The following is a 20,836-nucleotide window of genomic DNA, read 5'->3' as shown; positions in this document are numbered from 1 at the left end:
CGACGCAACTCGGGTATGGCCCATGAAACGCGTTATAGAAATAGAAGGGATTCAACGTGGGCTTGGCGTTCTTGTCGGTGCGCAGCGTGGCGGTCAGGCCGTCATGACATCCGGAACTCGTGCACAGCAGGGACTTGCCGTCCACGTACCCCGTGTGATGGCAAGTGGTGCAGTTGATCAGCGGCGTATGCGCCTGATGGGAGAACCGGGCCGGGGGCATGGTCTGCCGCGCTCCGGAAGGCACATGGATTTCCCTTTCGCTCCACTGCACCAAGGGATGGTGCGCCGAAAAGTCCATGGGCTGGCCGTGGCACAACGCACAGTTGCCGTAACTCCCGAGCGTGGACGCCTGTTGCTGGTACTGGAGAGGCGGGAGGTTGTCGAGATTGTCGGCAAGCGGGTTCCTCGCCGGATACACGGCATGTGGCGCGCCGTGGCAGACGATGCAGCGCACCATGAGCATATCGTCGCGGCGTCTGCTGAAGAGTCCGGACAGCCCTTCGCTTCTGGGCGTCCATTTGTTGAAGGCCGACGCGGTGAGCAGGTTGGGCTTTTCCGAAAAATTGTGGCAACTGGTACAGTCCGGTTCCTGTACCCAAGGCAACCGCCCCTTGATCTTGTCCAAAGGGACCTCGCGTGCCGTGATGCCGGACATGAGCTTGGCGGCCTGCGGCAACCCGGCCTCTTGCTCGGCCTTGAGCAGCGCCAGGGAATGATCCTCCATGAACCCGTGGCAGCGCACGCAGGAAAGCCCCCGATCCACATGGAAATCACGGGCGAACAGACGGCGCGGGGCATCCTTCGGATCGTCCCCCGTGCGGCCCAGATCCACATGGCAGGTCTTGCAGGCGTCAGCGCCCCTGTCGGCCAGGTAGGTGGCGTGCCAGCCGTGGATGGCGGCGGAAACGCTGAGTTCCGGCCCACTCTTCCCTTCACCCGCCTTCCCGTCTTTCAGGCCGACATGGCAGGATCGGCAGGCAATGACCTCACCTTTCGCGTGCTGTTCCATAAAGCGGGTGGACTGGTGGCGGTCGTGCACTTCCAAAATGGCCGTCCCGGCGTTCGCGTGGCACTGGGCACAGCCGAAGCCGGGAGAAACAGCCAGCACGGCGGCGCTTTCAGCCAGGAGCTTCCCGGTCTTTTCGTCTTTGGCGCGCAGCGTGATCACCGGATACGGGTTGAGCACACCGTCGGCATTGACGGCGCTCACGGGAATCGACGCCGCGAAAAAGGAATCCTCCACAGCGTTCATCCGTCCCTGACGTGTCGTGGAATCTTTCGCCAACCCAGATTGCGGGCCCAGCTCCCACGTTACGTCGACGCCCTGGGTCACGATCTCGGGGACGGGCGGCCCACGCTTGATGACTTGCGCGTTGAGCTGCGGTTCGGGATAGGAAAGGGTCCAAACGTCGTTCGGCGCGGACGTCTGGTAAAATCCCTGCAATCCGGCTCCCGTCAGCACATACTCCTGAGAAGCCGTAAAAGGCATATTAGGAGTGGTCAACGAACCCTTGGCGGGCAGATTGTCCAGCACAGTGCCGGGATCGCTTTGCGCAACACCCGGCAGGGGCGGTTTTTCGGCCTTTCCCTCGATCGGAGACGTGGAAAAAAGAACCCAGCCCAGCCAGATCAGGAACAAAGCCAGCGCGGCCAGCCAAGCCGCCAAGGCCCTCGCTCCATAAGACGTTGACGAGGATGACGCGTGCTTGCTCATTGTGCCTCCGGGGAAGGAATGATCTGGCGCTGTGCGCCCATACGCTCAAGATAGTCCGCCAATACCTGACGATCCGCAAGGTTGCCGGCAAAAGGCGGCATGTAGCCGAGCCGCGTCCCCTGGCCTTGAAGCTGCGCCTCAAGGCCATACCGGGTCAGACGCCGCACCCGGGGGATGATGTCGATACGAGGCCCGCCCAAGCCGTGGCAGACGTTGCATTGCAGCGCGAACAGCATGGAGCCTTTGCTCAGCCCATCGGCAAGAGGCGCCTCAAGCTTCAGGGAACCGCTTTCGACCGCATCAAGCGTCCGTACCCAGTCGGACACGGAGGCGATCCCCTCGGCCTTGGCCCGCGCATCCTGCGCAATACTCATCCCGTTGGAATACATGTAGCCTTCGGCCACCCAAGGGCGGCGTGCGGTTTCGCGTACCCACTCGAAACTCCCCACCAGAAGCAGCCCCGAGCACAAGATGACAATACTCAGGGGCTTGCGGAGGCGTTCGGCCCGCACAAAGGCCACCACCCCGGCCAAGAAGACCACGGGCAGCATCCAGCCGTATGTGATGAGGAAGGGGTGGATATCGGAGGTTCGGCTCAGGACGGCTTCCTGCCGATCCGGCGGCAACGCCATGAAATACCACACGGAACCGCCCAGCAGCAAAAAGAAGGGAAGGATGATCCACAGGCCGCTCACCCGCACCGCGACATGCCGGGCCTCCGCCGAGGCGATGCGCGGAGCGGTGAACAAGGCGAACATCCCCGCCAGGATCAGACAGATTCCCAGGCGGACAACCACACTCGGCCAATAGGTGGGGTTGAAGAAGCCGAGCCACACGTTTCCGGTGGCCAGCCCCTGTCCGGGAGTCAGCATGAACGTGATGATGCCGTTGATCAGCACGAGCGACAGGAAGCCCGCGCAGGCATAGACAATGCCTATGCGCATGTGGGTTTCCGGGCTCATCCGGCCGCTGCGGCTCCAAGGATAGGTATAGTAATAGACCAGCAGGGAAACCACTTCCAGCAGGAAAAGCCCCCACTCCGCGGCCCAGAAAAAGACGAAATTATGGATCAGCATGGACGTGGCCCCGGGGTTCACCACGCTCATGGTGAACCAGATGCCTACGCCGCTGAGCCCGCCGAAAACCATGGTCAGGAGCAGGAAAAAGTGCGTATGGCGCTCCAGCCATTGCAAGATCTCCGGTGTGCCGTCCCGGTAGGCTTTCCGCTCCATCCATACCAGATAGATCCCCCCGCCCACGGCGAACTGGGCCACGAAGACGTGTAAAACGGAGACGATCCCGATGATCAGCCCTGAACCGATGCCGACGAAATGCCAGACGGGCAATTCCATGTCATCCCTCCCGGATTTCCGAGCTTTCGCTGCGGTTCAAGGCATGAAAAAGGACGCGGCCCAGCCAGGCAAGGACAGTAACCACCAAGACGGTGGTTACCAGAAAGAGCGACAAGGCGGCAGTCTGGCCGTGAGGCATCGCCAAAGCGGTGGGAGCCGGGGACGCCGCGCCGCTGTAGGGCTGAAGCATTGCGTCGCGCACCATCCCGCGCACGCAGACCATGACCAGAATGACGCCAAGGGCTGCGGCGCTGGCAAGCTTGAGCCCGCCCTGCCGGGCAAGGATGAGGGCGATGCACAGCCCGGATACGGCTAAAACAAGGGCCGCCGTGGACAGCGCGTCTCCTCCCAGAAAAAGGCCGCGCACATCCGGGGGCAATGTGAACAGGAACAGCCCCCCCACCGGAACCTGCGCCAAAGAAACGTAGAAAAACCAATCCAGCCCCCGGCGGAAACGGCGCTCGGCCTCTTCCCTGTCCACTTCCGGATCGCGCTTGCTCCACCGGGCGCGCCAGGCCATCGTCAGGCCGCCCACAGCCAGAGAAGCCAGTAAAATATGCAGATAGCGCGGGAATAAGGTGGGATCGCTTGTGTTCAAAAGATGCCCGTGCGGCTCGGAGAACCACCGGAACCAGAAGTCCGGGCGCAGCATCAGGGTACTTGCGTTGCTCAGCAGAAAGGCCGTCATCAGAAGCAGCAGCGCGGACAGGAACAGTATCGGGGTCCGCCGCGCCGGCCTGACCGCTCCGTCGCTCACGTAAAGCCCGTAATACGCCAGCATGGCGAACAAGGCGACGAACATCCACCACACGGCCATAAGCACGATGCTGGGGTACAGGAAATGCCCGTACAGCACCTGCAAAAAAAGAAAAGGAGCGACGCCAAAGTTCACGGCAAGAGCCAGCACCTTGGGCATGAAGGCCACCCCGCCTTTTCTGTCCGAAGCCGAAACCCGCCGATCGACGACCGACAGGATCACCGAACCCAAGAGCACATTGACCAACACCAAATGCACAAAAAAAGTCAGCAGCAAAAGCGCTTTTAAGAAACCGGACGGTACCGGCAACGCCATCGGGGGAGAAAGCAGGCGCGACGCCTCGGGCGAAGCGTGAGCGGCTGCAGCCCAAAGAAGCGTGACAAGGGCCATGACAATGCCTATCCGTTTTTTGCTCATGCGTCGTTCCTCTCGTATCCCAAATCCAGCGAAAAATCGGCTCGGACGTATGCTGTTGACGCTACCCGCCCCTCGCCTCCTTTTCCATTATAGATGAGGAAATACCCTTAGACTCATACCCCGCGGGCTGGCATCGGGGAACCTCCATGCCCTTGAGGAGCGAAAACGCAGTTCACACGGGAATAAACCATATTATCATGGTGCTTTCACTCCCATGCGGCTACTCAACGGAATAGAAACATGTGAAGAACACGCCTCAAAATACGTTTCCTGAGGCGCGCTCCCGCAAGGGTCCGTACGGTTCAACAGTAAAAAGACAGGAGAAATACAGTGAAAAAGGTATTGATTGTCTTTTCAGCCGTGATGCTTCTCTCTTCCTTCGGCGTCGCGTTTGCCGACGGCGATGCGGCCAACCTCTTCAAAACCCACTGTCAGGGGTGTCACGGCGCTGACGGCGGACGCGTCCCCGCCAGCGGCATTGAACCCATCAAGGGCCAGAGCGCCGCCGATCTGCTCAAGAAACTTGAAGGATACAAGGACGGCTCCTTTGGCGCCCAACGCAAGCTGGTCATGGAAAACGTCGTCAAGCAGCTTTCGGACGAGCAGTTGAAAAGCTTGGCCGACTATGCTTCCACGCTGTAACTGAGCGTTACCTCCGGCCCCATTCAGGATCGTCCCCAAAAGGGACGGTCCTGATGTTTTCTGTAAGGGACGCGCCGAGACGCCTTCTCAAGGAAGCTTCACCAACTCCGGCGCGGCCTTCCCGCTCCGCATGAAAAATCTTTACGGCCCATCGGAGTCCACTTTCGCCAACATTCTTTCGAGCAAAACACAAGAGGCCACCAATATGGTGGCCTCTTGTGTTTTGAGGAATCGGAAAAATCTCGGTGCCGCCTTCCTGAAACCTTCCGGAGCGTAACGGCTATACCAGATCAAACTTTCCGGTCACTGCACGAGAGACGGAATAATTAATGTGCACGCGCATGGCCTTCTGCGCCAGATCGGGATCGCGTTTTTCCAGCGCTTTCAAAATATTCGGCGCGCCGTCCGCATCGCTGAGGAAGTCTTTGTCCCACAATTCCAGATAGTACCACAAGCGCATCATCGTCTGAAGCAGATCATTGACGACACGGGTGAGTTCCGCATTGCCCGCGGCTTCATACAGGAGCTGGTGGAATTGCGCATCCCACGCGGCCGCCGCATCGCTCTTGCCGTCGGCGCAGGAATGGATTTTTTCGACGAGTTCCCGCAGCTTCCCAAGCTGTTCGTCCGTAATGCGTTCCGCCGCCAGCTTGGCGACCACGCATTCCAGTTCCAGACGCAACTCCACAACATCGCGCATATGCTTGATGTCAAGCCGGGTAACAACGGTTCCCATGCGGGGAATGGTTTCGATGAGGTTTTCCTGCTGCAAACGGACCATGATCTCGCGCATGGGAAGGCGCCCGATACCGTAGTCCTGCATGATCTGCTTTTCTTTGAGCAGCTCGCCGGGCCTGAGCTTCGAGGTGATGATGTCGTGCTTGAACGCCGTATAAAATTCGTCGCGGTTCACAATGCGCCCTGACCGTTGAGGATAGGAAAGGAAGCGATCCTACCAAAGCCCCATATCCCTGTCAAAGGAATATACACTATACTGTATTCTATACATACCAAGGCCTTCCGGAGGAAAACAGGGCAGCATCCCCTTCCCCGGAAGGCCTCTCCAAGCGGAAGCCGACGCACTGTCCGGACGTCGCCGGAATACGGCTACTTGTTCTTGGTGATCAGCTTGCCCTTCGCCTTCTGTACATCCAGCTCGTGTTGCGTGACGACATGGACCTGATCGAACGGCTCATCCATTTGCGCCTTGAGGTCCGGGCGGCGTTCGAGCAGCAGCTCGACGTCGTCGGCCAACAGGGCAAGCTGTTCGATCGGGACGCCGAACCACATTTCATTGCCGGTGATCTTCATGAACTGGCGGGCGCCGAAGCAGCCGAGGGAATACATGGGCTGACGGGTACAGAACGGCCCGGCGATGACGCTCTGGCAGGTGCCGGGGCCGGTCATGCCGTAGCAGATGCCGCCACGGGAATACAGGGTGCCGCGGGCCAGATACATGGCCTGACGCGGATTCAGCACGAAGATGGCCACCTCGTCCCCGCGTGCCGGGCCCTCATTGGCCTTTTCCAGCGGCATATAATAGGCGCACTTCACCGTACCCACGCGCACTTTCGGGGATTCTTCATACATTCTGCGGGAAAAAGCGGGAGCCCGGAACAAGGCACGCCCGTTGTCAGGATAGTCGCCCGTAGCCCATTCGCCGCTGAAATGGCCTTCGTAGCTCTCATCAAAGCCAAGCCAACGAATGGCGTTCTTGCATTCATAGTGATCGTTCTGAACCGTATAGAACGATTTCCCTTCAAAGCGCACCGTGTCCAGCATCTGGCAAGCCTTGAGCGGTTCGCCCTCATAATGGGGCAGGTTGGCGGGAGGGGTATCGGACAGGCCAATGACGACAATCCGGTGCTCCAGACGAAGAGCTTTGCGCAGTCTTTCGGAAATATTCGCAAAATCAGGAAGTTTGGGAGGCATGACCGGCTCCTTGGTTGATGTTGCAAACAGGCCGGGGAATCATTCCGGCCATTCCCGTACCGCACGTGGAATGCGTCGCCTCTCGGCATTTGAGGCATCCCGCGACGATCCGGCGTATACCGTTCCGTTGCGCTCAAAAAAATCATATCAATAGATTCATGTCAAGTATCATCACTGATATTATCAAAAATATTTTTTATGAGTTTATTTTTGAGTTTGATCTATTGACAAGTTTTCGTCATATCAATTAGCTTCGAATTGCATACTCGATTTCATATTGTGGATTTTAAAAAGACGAGGTCATCGTGAAACGCTCTCCGTGGAAGCTCTCGCCTCTCTTTTCCCCACATTCCATTGCCGTCATCGGGGCATCCCCAAAAGGCGGAGCGGGTTCCATCGTCATCAGGAATCTCCAGCGCCTCGGGTTCGCGGGAACCATCCATCCGGTCAACCCCAAGTACGCGGACGTATTGGGCTACCCCTGCCATCCCTCGCTGGAGGCGATCCCCGGCACTGTGGACTGCGCCGCCGTCCTGCTCGGGGACAAGGCCATCCTTCCCACCCTGAAAGCGGCCCACGCACGCGGCGTCAAGGGTGTATGGGCCTTTGCCAGCGGGTTTGCCGAAACCGGCGAACAGGGAGCGGCCATGCAGCGGGAAATCCGTGATTTTTGCCGGGAAACGGGTCTGCTCTTCTGCGGCCCCAACTGCGTCGGCTACGCCAACATCACGGACGGAGTCGGCATGTACAGCGCTCCCCTCCCCCGCGCCTTCCGCAAAGGCAACATCGGCGTCATCGCCCAAAGCGGCGCGGTGCTGCTGGCCCTCGGCAACTCGCCCCGGGAAGCCGGGTTTTCCCGGCTCATTTCCTCGGGAAACGAAGCCGCGCTCGGGCTGGCCGACTACATGGATTACCTTGTGGATGACCCCAAAACCGCCGTCATCGCCCTGTTCGTGGAAACCATCCGCGATCCCGAAGGTGTAGCGGACGCGTGCCGCCGGGCCCGTGACGCGGGAAAGCCCGTCATCGCGCTCAAGGTGGGACGCTCGGAACTGGCCTGCCGGGTGGCGGCAACGCATACCGGAGCCATCGCCGGGAGCGACCGGACGCTCGACGCCTTCTTCCGGCGCTGGAACGTCATCCGGGTCAACACGCTGGACGAGCTGCTCGAAACCTCCATCCTCTTTTCGGGGTTGCGGGGGGCTCCCACGACCTCGCGGCGCGTAGGCATGAGCACCGTTTCCGGCGGCGAAATGGGGATGCTCGCGGACATCTGCTCCGACTACGGTCTTGAGTTCCCTCCCCTTTCCGAAGAGGGCAAGGCCGGGCTCCGCAACGTGCTGCCGCCCTATGCCCCGCTCGCCAACCCGCTGGACGCATGGGGGAGCGGCGACCTCAAGGAAGCCTACCCCGCCAGCCTCAGCATCCTCGCGCGGGAGCCCGCCGTGGATCTGCTTATCGTCTCGCAGGACATGCCCTCCAACATGGCGGACGAACAGATCGCCCAGTTCTCCGACGTAGCCGCCGCAGCCGTGCGGGCACGGGCGGACTCGGGCAAGCCAGTGGTCGTCGTATCCAACATTTCCGGTGGGATAGCTCCATCCATCCGCAAGATCCTTGATGACGGCGGCGTACCCGCCCTGCAAGGCAGCACCGAAGGCGTCGGGGCCGTCGCGGCATGGCTGGACTGGAACAGGGCCCTTGCTGAAGAAACGGAGGCCCCTCTTCCCCTTCCCGCCGATCTCCTCGCCGAGCTGGACGCCTGCGGCGGCATCGTCCCCTACGCGTTGTCGACGCGGGTTCTTGCCCACTTCGGCATCACGGCCCTGTGCGAACGCCTGACCCAAACGCCCGAAGAAGCAAAGGCCGCCGCCGAAGCCATCGGCTATCCCGTGGCGCTCAAGGGCATCTCGCCGGACATCACGCACAAGACGGAAACCGGGCTCGTCAAGCTCAACATCGCCGATGCCGCAGGGCTGCAACGCGCGTGGGACGAGCTCGACCAGTCCATGAACCTCCACCACTCCGATGCCCGCCGGGAAGGGATACTCGTCCAAGGCATGGTGACCGGCGACGTCGTGGAAACCATCGCCGGGGTCAACCGCGATCCGGCCTTCGGATCGGCGGTCGTCGTCGGACTCGGCGGCATCTTCGTCGAGCTGCTGCGCGACGTCTCGCTGGAACTGGCCCCGCTCTCCCCCTCAAGGGCGAAGGCGATGATCAACCGTCTCCAAGCCGCCAAGCTCCTTCAGGGCTTCCGCGGCAAACAACCCGCCGACGTCGCCGCGCTGGAGGAAACGCTTGTCCGCCTCGGGCGGATGGCCCACGCGCTCGGCGAACGGCTTGTCTCTCTCGATCTCAATCCTCTCATGGTGTTGCCGGAAGGACAGGGCGTGCGCATCGTGGACATCGTGATGCAGGCCCGGCCTTCCGGAGATTCCCCCTCCCAAGCACCTTCCGTAACGCTGGAGAAATGATTCATGAAGGAACTCTTGTCAGGAAATGAGGCCTTGGCGCGCGGCGCGCTGGAAGCGGGCATCGAGATCGCCTGCGGCTATCCCGGGACGCCCAGTTCCGAGATCCTCGAGAATGTGGCGAAGTACAAAGAAATCTATTCGGAATGGTCCGTGAACGAAAAAGTCGCCATGGACGCCGCCGCGGGCGCGGCCTACTCGGGGCGCCGTTCGATGGTCACGACCAAGCAGGTCGGGATGAACGTCCTTTCCGACTCCCTGTTCTACACGGCTTACACGGGCGCGGAAGCCGCCCTCGTGGTGATCACGGCGGACGATCCGGGCCTGTTCAGCTCACAGAACGAGCAGGACAACCGCCATTACGCCAAGCTCGGCAAGTTCCCCATGCTGGAGCCTTGCGACAGTCAGGAATGCAAGGATTTCATGGGCGAAGCCGTGGCCATCAGCGAACGGTTCGACACGCCGGTGATCATCCGCACGACCATGCGCACCTCGCACTCCAAGTCCGTGGTCGAACTGGGCGAACCGGCATCCTATGGGAAGCAGGTGGGGCCGTTCCCCCGCAACATGGAGAAATATAACTGCATGTGCACATGGGCCCGCGAACGCCATTATGTGCTTGAGCAACGGCTTCTGGATCTGGAAGCCTTCAGCAACGAATGGCCGGGCAACGCCATCCACTGGGGCGACCGCGAATACGGGTTCATCGCCGGGGGCATCCTCTACGAATATGTCCGGCAGGTTTTCCCCGGTGCCTCGATCCTCAAGATCGGCATGTGCTATCCTCTGCCGAAAAAGCTTATCCGCGAATTCGCGGAAGGCGTGAAGAACGTCATCGTCGTGGAAGAACTCGATCCGTTCATGGAAGAACAGATCCGGGCAATGGGCATCGACGCGCGGGGCAAGTCCATCTTCCCCGCCTGCGGCGAGCTGCTGCCCGAAGACATCGCGGAATGCTGCCGCAAGGCGGGCATCCTGAAGGACGCCCCCTCCGCCAGAGCCAACGAGGCAATCCCGGATCTGCCGATCCGCAGCCCGTTGCTGTGCTCCGGCTGCCCGCACCGTTCCACCTTCTACCATCTTTCCCAGATGAAGCTCCCCGTCGCCGGAGATATCGGCTGCTACAACCTCGGCACCCTGCCGCCCTTCAACGCCCAGCATACGATGGGCTCCATGGGCGCGAGCGTGGGCGTACTGCACGGCATGGGGCTGTCCGGCCTGCCCGAGCCCGCCGTGTGCACCATCGGCGACGGCACCTTCTTCCATGCGGGCGTCGCGCCGCTGCTGAACATGGTCCACAACAAGGGCAAGGGGACCGTGATCATCATGGACAACCGCACCACCGCCATGACCGGGCATCAGGACAACCCCGGCCTTTCCAAGACGCTCTCCAACGGGACCATTGAACCTGTGGACATTGCCGGGCTGTGCCGGGCCTGCGGAGTGGAAAAGGTCGTCACCGCCAATGCGTTCGACATGAAGGAAGTACGCAGGGGCCTTGAAGAATGCACCGCCCACGACGGCGTATCCGTCCTGATCTCGCGCGGGGACTGCGTGTTCGTCTCCCGCAGCCCCAAGCCCGCCCGTGTGGTGGATGCCGACAAGTGCATCGCCTGCGGCAAGTGCATCCAGAGCGGCTGCCCCTCGGTCGTACTCTCCGACGCCGTCCATCCCAAAACGGGAAAACGCAAGGCCCGCATCGAGCCGGTCACCTGCGTCGGCTGCGGCGTCTGCTCCCAGATTTGTCCCGTAAAGGCCATCTCCGGCCCGGAAAACGCATAGGAGCCCGTTTATGCAAACAACCCGTTTTCTCATCACCGGCGTCGGCGGACAGGGAACCATTCTGGCGAGCGACGTGCTCGCCGAGGTCGGGCTGCGGCTCGGCTACGACGCGAAGAAGTCCGACATCCTCGGGCTGGCCGTGCGCGGCGGTTCCGTTGTCAGCCATATCATCTGGGGCGACAAGGTCCGTGCGCCCATGATCGACGAAGGCTCCGCCGACTACTACATCAGCTTCGAATGGCTCGAAGGGCTGCGCCGCATGGCCTACACCAACCCGGACACCGTGATCCTCGCCAACGACTGGCGCATCGATCCCGTGGCGGTCAGTTCGGGACAGGCCGAATACCCCGCCGTGGAAGGCATCCGAAACACCATGCGGGAACGCTGCGCCGCGCTCCACGTCCTCCCCGCCACCCCCATGGCCGTGGATATGGGCAACGCCCGTGTATTCAACAGCATCATCATGGGCAAGCTGTCCCTGCTCGTGGGTGGGGACGGGGACGTCTGGCGCTCCGCCGTAGCGGACACCGTCGCCCCCAAGGTACGTGATCTGAACGTCAGGGCCTTCGACGCAGGGCGCTCCTTCGGGCTGTAGGGTATCCCCCCGCACGGCCCGCCCCCACAATTCCCGGCGGGCCGCGCGGACAGGTTCCGGGGCGGCTCCCCCGCCGCTCCGGGCCGTTTCCCCCTCTTTCAGCGAGGCATCCCATGTTTGATACGCTCTTTTGCAATGCTCGGATCGTAGACGGCACGGGCACCCCGTGGTTCTGGGGTTCCGTCAGTGTGCAGGACGGATTCATCGCCGCCGTGCTCCCCCGCACTACCAAGCTGCTCTCCCGGCGCACGGTCGATCTGGAAGGCGGCATCCTCTGCCCCGGCTTCGTCGACGGGCACAGCCATTCCGGACGTCCGCTGCTTTCCGGCGAATCCACCGGCTGTAAAACCATGCAGGGCGTGGCCACCGAAAAACTCGGGCTGGACGGCATGTCCCCCACCCCTATGCGACCTATCCCCATATTCTGGGGAGGTACGCGCGCGAACGGGGCGTGCTGTCGCTGGAAGAGGCCATCCGCAAGATGACTTCGCTAACCGGCCCGCAAGATCCGGCTGGCGCACAAGGGCGTCACCCTGCCCGGCTTTGACGCGGATCTCGTGGCCTTCAACGAGCGGACCGTACTGGACACCAACGGCTGCGACAATCCCCGCGTCCATCCCGCCGGGATGCCCCATGCTCTGGAGAACGGGGCGTTCGTCGTCGGAAACGGCGTCATGACGGGTACGGGGCCCGGCAGGGCGATCAGGGAATGGCCCTCTCGAGGCGGTTTTCGAAGGGCGGAGCCAAGGCGGTTGGTTCCCAAAAAGGTTTTCCGATCCGCTCACTTCGGATTGCTGGATCAAGGCGGCATGGGGTGTTGACGTTTCCCGGCCTTGAACCGGTTCTGCAACAAGCGGGGGATCCCATGCGAACAGTGCTTGTCAAAAACGGTATCCTCGTTGATTCCGGCGCACTCAGGGCGCTGGGCATACTCATCGCCGGGGACAGGGCTCCGCACGACACGCCCGGCGTGGAAACCCCGTTCGGCGTGACGTGGGATGAGGGCATCAACAGGGGGGTGCATCGCCGTCACGGATTTCGTCAGGATCATGAGCCAGAATCCGGCGAAAACCTTCGGACTTTACCCGCAAAAAGGAACGCTGCGGCCCGGTTCCGACGCCGATATGGTTCTTGTCGATCCGGGATGGCCCCGGACCGTACCCGAGCGCAATCCCCATCTCGCTGTGGGTTCCAGCATCTTTATGGGCAGACAATGCCTCAGCGGCCCCGTGACCGTCCTCCGCCGGGGGAAATCATCCGCAAATGCGGCGAAATCACGGGAGCCCTTCCCGGCCGCTTCCTCCCCGCGAGCCCCATCCTAAAGGGCTGACGCACCATCTCCCAAGCCTTTCGGGAACCAGCCGGAATATCGGCCGGGGTCTTCTCCCATTGCCGAATATAAGAATATATCTTTTTGAAAAAACTGAATAAAAAGTAGCTAAAAAACCTTTACAGCCTTGTGATATTACCAGTAGTATACACTTAAAGATTCATGAAGGGCGAGATTTCGTCCACCTCCAGCAGGCCAAGGCAGCCACCCGGTTTTCTCATTCACGTCAAACCGCGTTTCTCAGGAGGATCATCATGCTCAAGCGTACATTGGCAGCTCTCATCGTTGCCCTCACCGCCTTCTGCGGCGGAACGGCACAGGCCGAGCCTCTCAAGCTCACCTTCTCCACCGGCTCCGTGGGCGGAGGCTTCTTCGCCGTGGGCAGCGGCATCGCGGGTTTCGCCTCGCAAAAGATCCCCGGCATCAGCATTACCGCGATCTCCGCCGCCGGCGTCGTGGAGAGCATCAACAGACTGGAACAGGGCAAGGCCGATTTCGCCATGCTCAATACGCAGGATCCCCCGCTGGCGTGGGAAGGCAAGGCCCCCTACAAGAAGCAGTACCGGAACATGCGCGGCATGGGCATCCTGTACATGCAGGCCGCCCAGCCCTACGCCCTCAAGTCCTCGGGCATCCGTACCTTCAAGGATCTCAAGGGCAAGACCATCAGCGTGGGCGCTCCCGGCGGCACCATGCATCTCGACTTCTTCCGCTGGGTCGAAGCCAACGGGCTTGATCCCAAGAAGGATTTCGGCAAGGTGCTGTTCCTGCCCGCCAGCGAAGCCATGGAAGCGGTCAAGACCGGACAGGTGGACGTCGCCGTGGAACTGTCGTCCATCCCCTCGCCGCAGATCTCCGAACTCTCCATCCTGCGTCCAGTGCACATCCTCGAATTCCTGCCGGGAACACGCGCCGACGTGATGCAGAAGTACCCCCAATACCTGCCTACCACCATCGAAAAGGGCGCCTACAACGGCATCGACCAGCCCATCGAAACCGTGGGCACGGGCGCCATGTTCGCCTGCCGGGCCGACCTGCCGGACGACCTTGTCTATGAAATCGTCAAGACCGTCTACAGCCAGGAAGGTGTCGACTATCTGGGCAACGTCATCGCCGCGCTCAAGAGCATGAGCCCCAACCTTGCCGTCAGCTACAAGCCCATCCCCCTGCACCCCGGCGCGGAACGTTATTTCCGCGAAATAGGCCTCATCAAGGATTGATTTACATTCGTTCGGCGCCTCCGGGGAGCCCCGGAGGCGCCTTCCCCCTTCCCTTACGGAAAGCCTGCCGAGGAATACCATGAACGAAACGCCTCTCCATGAGCCGCTTATTGCCGAAGAAGGCAAGGAAAAGGAACGCGTCTTTACCGGCACCCCGGAACGGATCGTCAATATCTGCCTTGCGTCCATATCCGCGCTTATAATCTATTGGACCGTCTACGTCAGCGCCGACGTGATGTGGAAGCACGGCCTCTACATCATGACCGTCTTCTGCATGACGCTGGTTATTTACCCCTTTGAAAAAAAGCCGAAGGTCAACCACATCTCCCTTGTGGACTGGCTGCTCATCATCGGCAGCATCGCCGGTTCGGTCTACGCCATCTGGGAGTATCTGGATCGCTTCATGCGGCTGGGCATGTTGACGGAAATGGATATCTTCTTCGGCTGCCTGATGCTGTTCCTCGGCCTTGAGGTCGGGCGCAGGGTCATCGGCTGGTCGTTGACGCTGGTGTCCATCGTCCTCATCCTCTATTCGCTGTACGGATTCGTCATCCCCGGGCACTTCGGGCACGGCGGCTTCGATCTCGAAGCGGTGGTCACGCAGGTCTACGCGGGCATGGAAGGCTACTACGGGCTTTCCGCCAAGATGATGATCCAGTACGTGGCCCCTTTCATCCTCATGGGCGCTTTTCTGGAAAAGTCCGGAGCCGGGGATTTCTTCATCCGTCTGGCCTTCGCGCTCACCCGCAATACCGTGGGCGGGCCGGCCAAGGCCGCCGTCATCGGCAGCGCGCTCCTCGGCTCCATCTCCGGCAGCGCCGTGGCCAACGTCTCTTCCACCGGCGTACTGACCATTCCCATGATGAAGAAGGTCGGCTACCGGCCTCATGTGGCAGGCGCCATCGAAGCCGCCGCCTCCACGGGCGGGCAGATCATGCCTCCCATCATGGGCGCCGTGGCCTTCCTTATGGCCGAATTCACCCAGATCCCCTACCTTACCATCGTAACCGTCGCCACCGGCCCGATCATCCTGTATTACATCACGCTGATGGCCTTCATCCATTTTGAAGCCAAAAAGCACAACATCGGGCAAATGAAGGATCATCACATCCCCTCCGCCCGGATCGTCTGCCGTGAGGGGTGGCACTTCTTCGTCGCCATCATGGTCATCATCGTGATCATGGCCTTCGGGTATTCGCCGGGCGATGTCCGCGCTCGGCGGGAGTCATCACCCTCATCGTAATCCACAGCATCAAGAGCCGTAAGGTCGACTTCAAGATGCTGTATGAAGCGATGGTGCTCGGCGGGCGCTACTCGCTCGGCATCGGCAGCCTCGTGGGTTGCATCGGCATCATCCTCTCGCTCGTCGGCCTGACGGGCGTCGGGCTCAAGCTCTCGTGGCTGTTCACGACCCTCGCCAACGGCAGCCCTCTCGTCGCCATCCTGCTCGTGGGCCTCATTTCCATGATCCTCGGCATGGGCCTTGCCAGCGGACCGGCCTACATCGTCACCGCCATTGCCGTAGGCCCCGCACTGGCGGATATGGGCTTTCCGCTGATGACCGCCCACTTCATCATGATGTGGTTCAGCATCGACTCGGAAATCACGCCTCCGGTGGGCCTCGCCTCCATCGTAGGCGCGGGCATCGCCAACGCCGACCCTATGAAGACCATGTTTACGGCCTTCAAGTACGCAAAGGCGTTGTATATCCTTCCCATTCTCTTCTACTACCGTCCAGCGCTGCTGCTCCAGTCGAACCTGTTCGACATCGCGCTTACCTTCGTTACCGTCATGCTCGGCCTCATCGCTTTCGCGGCGGTCTGGGAGAACTACCTGATGCGCCGGACCACGCTGCTCGAACGCCTCCTGCTGCTGAGCGGCGCGCTCCTGTTGTTCATTCCCGGCCATATCTGGGACTTCGCCGGCATCGGACTCTTCATCATCGTCTACTGTCTGCAACGCTACTACTGTCCCGCCGGATTCCGGCAGACGGCCTAGTCCTTCCTCACGCTTCAAGGAGACCGCAATGGAACTCGCACTTCGCACGGAACACATCCCCTTTTCCAGCCTCTGCGCCTTTTTCGACGCGGCGGAAGCCCGACAGCGCGCCGGGCAGGACATCATCAACATGGTCATGGGCCGCCCGGACTTCCTCCCCGCGCCGCACATCAACGAAGCCGTCAAGAAGGCCGTCGACGACGGGCAGGTTCACTACACTTCCAATTACGGCCTCCTTGAACTGCGGCAGGAAGTGGCCCGCAAGCTGAAGGACGAAAACGGGCTCGACTACGCCCCGGAAACAGAAATAGTCATCACGGCGGGCGTCTCCGAAGCGCTGCACCTGAGCATGGCCGCCCTGCTCAATCCCGGCGACGAGGCGCTCATACCCGCCCCCGCGTTTCTGAGCTACGGCAGTTGCGTACACATGGCGAGCGGAGTCCCGGTATTCGTGCCCACGGAACAGGCCAAGGGCTTCCAGCCCGAACCCGATGTTCTGGAGCGTCATATCACCCCGAAGACCAAGCTCATCCTCATCAACTCGCCCCAAAACCCCACAGGAACGGTTTATCCGCGCGGAACGCTGCAAGGCATCGCGGATCTGGCGATCAAGCATGACCTCATCGTCGTCAGCGACGAAATCAATGAGAAGATCATCTTTGACGGCGAGGAACACATCAGCATCGCCTCTTTGCCCGGTATGCGCGAACGTACCGTTGTCCTGAACGGCTTTTCCAAAGCCTATGCCATGACAGGCTCGCGCATCGGGTACGCGGCGGGTCCGGAACGGCTCATAGCCCCCATCTATTGCGCGCATCAATATTCCGCCATGTGCCCCTGCACCTATGCGCAGTGGGGGGCCGTCGCCGCTTTGCGCGGCCCGCAGGGACACATTGCGGATATGGTAAAAGAACTGGATCGCAGGCGGCTCATACTGCTCGACCGGCTGGCCGCCATGCCCGGCGTCTTCTTCGTGCGCCCCAAGGGAGCTTTTTACATCATGGTAAGCATCCCCGGTCTGGGAACGCCCATGCAGGCCGCCGAATTTCTGCTTGACGCGGGGCTTGCCATCGTGCCGTGGGATGAGGAGCACCTCCGCATCTCCTACGCCAATTCGTATGAAAACCTGAGCATCGCCATGGACCGGATGGAAAAGGCCCTGCGCGGACGCTTCTGATTCTCCCTCCTCCCCCAAAAGCGGGCCTCCCGGCTTCCCAAAGGCCGGGAGGTTCCTTCTTCCCCCCACTCACCGAAACAGAAAGCCCGGCGACCGGAATATACTCCGACCGCCGGGCTTTCTGTTTCTGATTGGAAAGTTAGAACTTGTAGGTGAAGCTCACGTTCACGCCATGTCCCGTCTTATGCTCCGAAGCGCGGATGCCGTAGTCGAGGCCGAACGAGATGTTGTCCCTCTGCACCTCAAGCCCGAGCGTGCCGTCAAAAGATACGCTGTCCATCATCCGGGCCTTGATCGTATCGGAAGCCGCGACGCCCGGCACCCGGGCCTTGGTCTTCGCCTTGAGATCACCCGCAGCGGGCACTACGGAAAGGTCGGCCCTCGGCTTCACCTTCCAGCCGGACGACGTTTCAAAGTCGCGGCTGAAGCTCACGCCGATCGGGAATGTCCAGATCTCCTGCGTATCGCGTCCCACGCGGAACACGTCGTGCTCGTCGATCCGAGATGTGAACCCATCCGTCCGCAGATTGTAGTATCGCACCCCGACATGCGGCGTCACATCGACCCAATCCGTTTCGAACCGGTATTCGCCGCGCAGACCCGCCGTCAGCACGCCCGTATCCACATCGGCCCTGAGCTGTCCGAGCTGCATGGTTGTGGGCAGATCCTGCTTCACCTCGTTCTTGTTGGCGGAATAACCGAGATCGCCCACGATATTGAACTGATCCCGCGACCAGCTCCCGTACAGGTTCACGCCCCAGAAATCGAAATCATTCTTGGTCACGTTGAAATCCCCACGGGAACGGGCCGTACCGCTTCCGGCGTTCAGGGCCATGCCGACCCGGAAATCGCCGAACGCATAGTCGCCGCCAAAGACGATGCCGCCGAAATCGGCATTGTAGCCGCCATCAAGAGAGCCAGCGCCAAAGTTGCGGGCGTGTTCCGCTCCATACAGGGCATTGATCCAGAGGTTCAACCCGTCCTTGCGGACGGCCCCTTCACGCGTGGCAGTCATATGCAGAAGCGACGCGTGGTCCTGAATCGCCCGAACCGGGGCATCCGCCGCCGCGACGGCCATACCCTGCACGCCTCCGGCCACGGCGATCTGCGCCGCGCCGTCAACAGTGTGCACCGTGTCCGCCTTGGGCAGATAGTTTTCATTGACCGCCCGAGAGAGGAACCGGATGCCCATGCTGTCGCTTTCGGTGTCGTTCAGCCCCTTGCCCCAGATGGCATCCATCGTGTTGACGAGGGAAAGTCCCCGGAAAACATCGGACGAGCGACGGGCTGTGGCCTGTACCTTCATCGAACCGTCGGCATCCTTGCCCAGCACCAGCCCAATGAGATTATCCGGCGTGGAAAGGTTGTCTCCGTTCCAGCCCTGCACGCTACTGACCGAGAATCCGGACGTAATCGCGTATTCGCCCTGCGTGATGTTGTCGATAAGCAGCTTGGCGCCCGCATCCACATTCAGCGTCCCGCCCTGGGACGTCAACGCCGCGGCGCCATTGAGACCGCTTCCGTCAACAAGCAGCAAGGAACCGTCCGTGAAAGTCGCCGTATTCGGAGTCAATACCGGAGCGCTGGTCTTGGTTCCGTCCGCCATCACCGCGCCTAGCGTACCGTTCAACCTCTGCGGCTTCCGGATAGCCAGCGCGGCGGTTACGCCGTTCTGCCCCCACTGGAGGCTGGATCTGCCGAACGCGTCCAGCGCCCAACCGGTATCCGTGTCACCCAACACGAGCAGGGAGTTCTGCCCCGCCGTGAGCAACCCGTCTATTTCATTGTTCACAAAGGTGAAGACACCGTGCGAGGCATCAGCCAATGCATCGTTGCCCTTCCACGCGGGATCAAGGAATACCCTGCCGCCCTGCAACTGAACCTGACGGGCGACCACTCTACCGGCGCTTCCTTGATCGCCGATGTTGATCTGGACATCGGAAGATGTGGTCAAGACGTCCGCCGCCAGCGTTCCCGCAACCTTGATATCTCCCTTGGAGGCTGTGACGGACGAAGAATCCACCGCGCCGGAGACATTCAGCCCGCCTCCGGAAAGCTCGACAGAAGCGGAAGTCAGCCTGCCGGAAACATTCGTCTGCCCATCGGCCTGACGTATCGTCGATTGGAGATGTGCCCCCTCGGCAATGTTGATCGTGCCGCCGTTGTTGTTCATCCCGGCAACGTCCGCCGTGCCGGTGTTTTCATTGGCTTCACCCGTGATGACGTGCGTTCCCGCACGGACATTGACGGTGCTCGCCGCGGCGATTTCTATATTTCCCGAGAGCGTGCCTCCGGAATCCATGACCGGCGTGCCGAGGTTCAGCACACCGGATGCCCCTTCCCCAGTACCTCCTACATGAACATTGACGGGATTTCCCCCTGCCATGACCAAAGGCGTATCGGAGGAACCTCCAACCAACGTCAGATAATGGCCGCCCACTACGGAGATATTCCGACCGGAGGAACCGAGATCGATGTTCTTCCCACCAATGCTGCCGCTTATCGAGTCCGTCTTGTCGTCCGTCGCACTCGCGCCGACAACGAAATCCTTACCAGAATCCGAACTTGTGCCGGTAGTGATGGTCACATTGCCAAGAACAATGTTGTTGGCGTGGTTGTTGTTCAATTCGTCAACGGAGACCTTTCCCGTGCGATCTTCATCGGGCTTCGGTTCAGGAGCGGGGGGAGTCGGGTCGGGATCTACAGGGGGAACCGGATCTGGATCAGGATCCACATACCCCGTTCCGATGAATGTAATCTCCTTCGCGGAGGTGGAGCCAGCCCCCTCACCCGCTTCTACGTTATTCGCTCCCAACGAGTCAGCCGCCGCCTGAGCGTACGTAAGATTGTACAGAGCGTCGTTGAACGCTATCAATCCCGAGTCAAAACTCCAGTTGTCTCCGCTCAGCTTCACGGCACCGGGATCCTTGTTATCACCCTCCGCATTCAATCCGTTTGTGAAGATCTGCTCCGTTCCAGTCTCCAGGATGCCACCAGCAAGGATCAGCTTGCCGCCAGCGACATTGTTTCCTTCACCTTGGGCAGCAAAGGAAAACTCAGGCATCTTCAATCTGCCGCCCGTAATGGTCACCGTATTCTTGATGAGCCACTTCTGAGCAATTTCCGTGCGCCCGTCCTCAAAGGCAGCCGTTCCCAGAAAACCATCCATTGAGGCATTGAACAGCAATGTACCACCGCCCGTCTTCTTCAGGGTCGGCGTTGCACTTTGAGACGACAGTGCATCATCAAAGACGACCTTGCCGTCTCCCGTGATGTCCAGACTGGAGCCGTCGCCCATGAAGATCGCGTTCGAACCCGTGGAGTCCGTATTCCCGCTGAACACGATCTCCTGACCAGCGCCGGGATTGAGGGTGACGGCACGGGTGTTGTAGATGGCCCCGCCAAGCCCGCTGGCCGTATTGCCGGTAAAGCGCGCTCCGCCGTTG

16 protein-coding genes are annotated in these 20,836 nt (G+C 60.8%); 10 read left to right on the top strand and 6 right to left on the bottom strand.

The annotated features are described in order from the left end of the window. The 3 genes from HMPREF0178_RS17520 to HMPREF0178_RS17510 all read right to left on the bottom strand — a co-directional run. Positions 1 to 1,666: cytochrome c3 family protein (locus tag HMPREF0178_RS17520; RefSeq protein WP_050809300.1), on the bottom strand; the 1,666-nt coding region annotated here is incomplete at its 3' end. Between the two features lie 44 nt (positions 1,667 to 1,710). Next, complete coding sequence (locus tag HMPREF0178_RS17515) at positions 1,711 to 3,066, bottom strand: cytochrome c (RefSeq protein ID WP_009381186.1); 1,356 nt, start codon at positions 3,064 to 3,066, stop codon at positions 1,711 to 1,713. Position 3,067: 1 nt separating this feature from the next. Beyond that, positions 3,068 to 4,240, bottom strand: a complete 1,173-nt coding sequence (locus HMPREF0178_RS17510; protein WP_009381185.1) for a hypothetical protein — start codon at positions 4,238 to 4,240, stop codon at positions 3,068 to 3,070. 330 nt (positions 4,241 to 4,570) lie between these two features. On the opposite strand from HMPREF0178_RS17510, the gene HMPREF0178_RS17505 reads away from it, so the two are divergent. Beyond that, positions 4,571 to 4,882 (top strand): c-type cytochrome, encoded by a 312-nt coding sequence (locus HMPREF0178_RS17505; RefSeq protein WP_005030688.1) that lies wholly within the window; start codon positions 4,571 to 4,573, stop codon positions 4,880 to 4,882. 280 nt (positions 4,883 to 5,162) lie between these two features. Here the strand turns inward: HMPREF0178_RS17505 and HMPREF0178_RS17500 are convergent, their stop codons facing one another. Beyond that, on the bottom strand, positions 5,163 to 5,795 hold the full coding sequence (locus HMPREF0178_RS17500; RefSeq protein WP_009381184.1) for a GntR family transcriptional regulator: 633 nt from the start codon (positions 5,793 to 5,795) through the stop codon (positions 5,163 to 5,165). Between the two features lie 194 nt (positions 5,796 to 5,989). Then, complete coding sequence (locus HMPREF0178_RS17495) at positions 5,990 to 6,814, bottom strand: DUF169 domain-containing protein (protein ID WP_005030684.1); 825 nt, start codon at positions 6,812 to 6,814, stop codon at positions 5,990 to 5,992. A 305-nt stretch (positions 6,815 to 7,119) separates the two neighbouring features. Here HMPREF0178_RS17495 and HMPREF0178_RS17490 point away from each other — a divergent pair, with 305 nt between their 5' ends. The 9 genes from HMPREF0178_RS17490 to HMPREF0178_RS17450 all read left to right on the top strand — a co-directional run bounded on the left by HMPREF0178_RS17490 (position 7,120) and on the right by HMPREF0178_RS17450 (position 17,390). Further along, positions 7,120 to 9,291 (top strand): acetate--CoA ligase family protein, encoded by a 2,172-nt coding sequence (locus tag HMPREF0178_RS17490; protein ID WP_009381183.1) that lies wholly within the window; start codon positions 7,120 to 7,122, stop codon positions 9,289 to 9,291. A gap of 3 nt (positions 9,292 to 9,294) precedes the next feature. Continuing rightward, entirely contained in the window at positions 9,295 to 11,070 is a 1,776-nt protein-coding gene (locus HMPREF0178_RS17485; RefSeq protein WP_009381182.1) for a thiamine pyrophosphate-dependent enzyme, read from the top strand. Positions 11,071 to 11,080: 10 nt separating this feature from the next. Continuing rightward, a complete protein-coding gene (locus HMPREF0178_RS17480) occupies positions 11,081 to 11,665 on the top strand; it encodes an indolepyruvate oxidoreductase subunit beta (protein ID WP_009381181.1) in 585 nt (194 codons plus the stop codon). 113 nt (positions 11,666 to 11,778) lie between these two features. After that, a complete protein-coding gene (locus HMPREF0178_RS17475; RefSeq protein WP_009381180.1) occupies positions 11,779 to 12,150 on the top strand; it encodes an amidohydrolase in 372 nt (123 codons plus the stop codon). A 513-nt stretch (positions 12,151 to 12,663) separates the two neighbouring features. Then, complete coding sequence (locus HMPREF0178_RS23125) at positions 12,664 to 12,987, top strand: amidohydrolase family protein (protein WP_083832546.1); 324 nt, start codon at positions 12,664 to 12,666, stop codon at positions 12,985 to 12,987. Between the two features lie 262 nt (positions 12,988 to 13,249). Beyond that, entirely contained in the window at positions 13,250 to 14,215 is a 966-nt protein-coding gene (locus tag HMPREF0178_RS17460; RefSeq protein ID WP_009381178.1) for a TAXI family TRAP transporter solute-binding subunit, read from the top strand. Between the two features lie 79 nt (positions 14,216 to 14,294). Then, the gene (locus tag HMPREF0178_RS22875; RefSeq protein ID WP_009381177.1) at positions 14,295 to 15,458 is read left to right on the top strand and encodes a TRAP transporter fused permease subunit; all 1,164 of its coding nucleotides are present in this window, start codon (positions 14,295 to 14,297) and stop codon (positions 15,456 to 15,458) included. 35 nt (positions 15,459 to 15,493) lie between these two features. Beyond that, on the top strand, positions 15,494 to 16,213 hold the full coding sequence (locus tag HMPREF0178_RS22870; RefSeq protein ID WP_009381176.1) for a TRAP transporter large permease subunit: 720 nt from the start codon (positions 15,494 to 15,496) through the stop codon (positions 16,211 to 16,213). A gap of 28 nt (positions 16,214 to 16,241) precedes the next feature. Further along, positions 16,242 to 17,390, top strand: coding sequence for a pyridoxal phosphate-dependent aminotransferase (locus HMPREF0178_RS17450; RefSeq protein ID WP_009381175.1), 1,149 nt, complete (start codon positions 16,242 to 16,244; stop codon positions 17,388 to 17,390). 139 nt (positions 17,391 to 17,529) lie between these two features. Here HMPREF0178_RS17450 and HMPREF0178_RS22180 read toward each other — a convergent pair. Further along, on the bottom strand, positions 17,530 to 20,836 hold a 3,307-nt coding region (locus HMPREF0178_RS22180), incomplete at its 5' end, for an autotransporter domain-containing protein (RefSeq protein WP_009381174.1).

Origin of the sequence: Bilophila sp. 4_1_30, from assembly GCF_000224655.1 — a bacterium.
Classification (GTDB): domain Bacteria; phylum Desulfobacterota; class Desulfovibrionia; order Desulfovibrionales; family Desulfovibrionaceae; genus Bilophila; species Bilophila wadsworthia.
The sequence above is the reverse complement of the archived record's forward strand: the minus strand, read 5'-3'. Positions and strand labels throughout refer to the sequence as shown.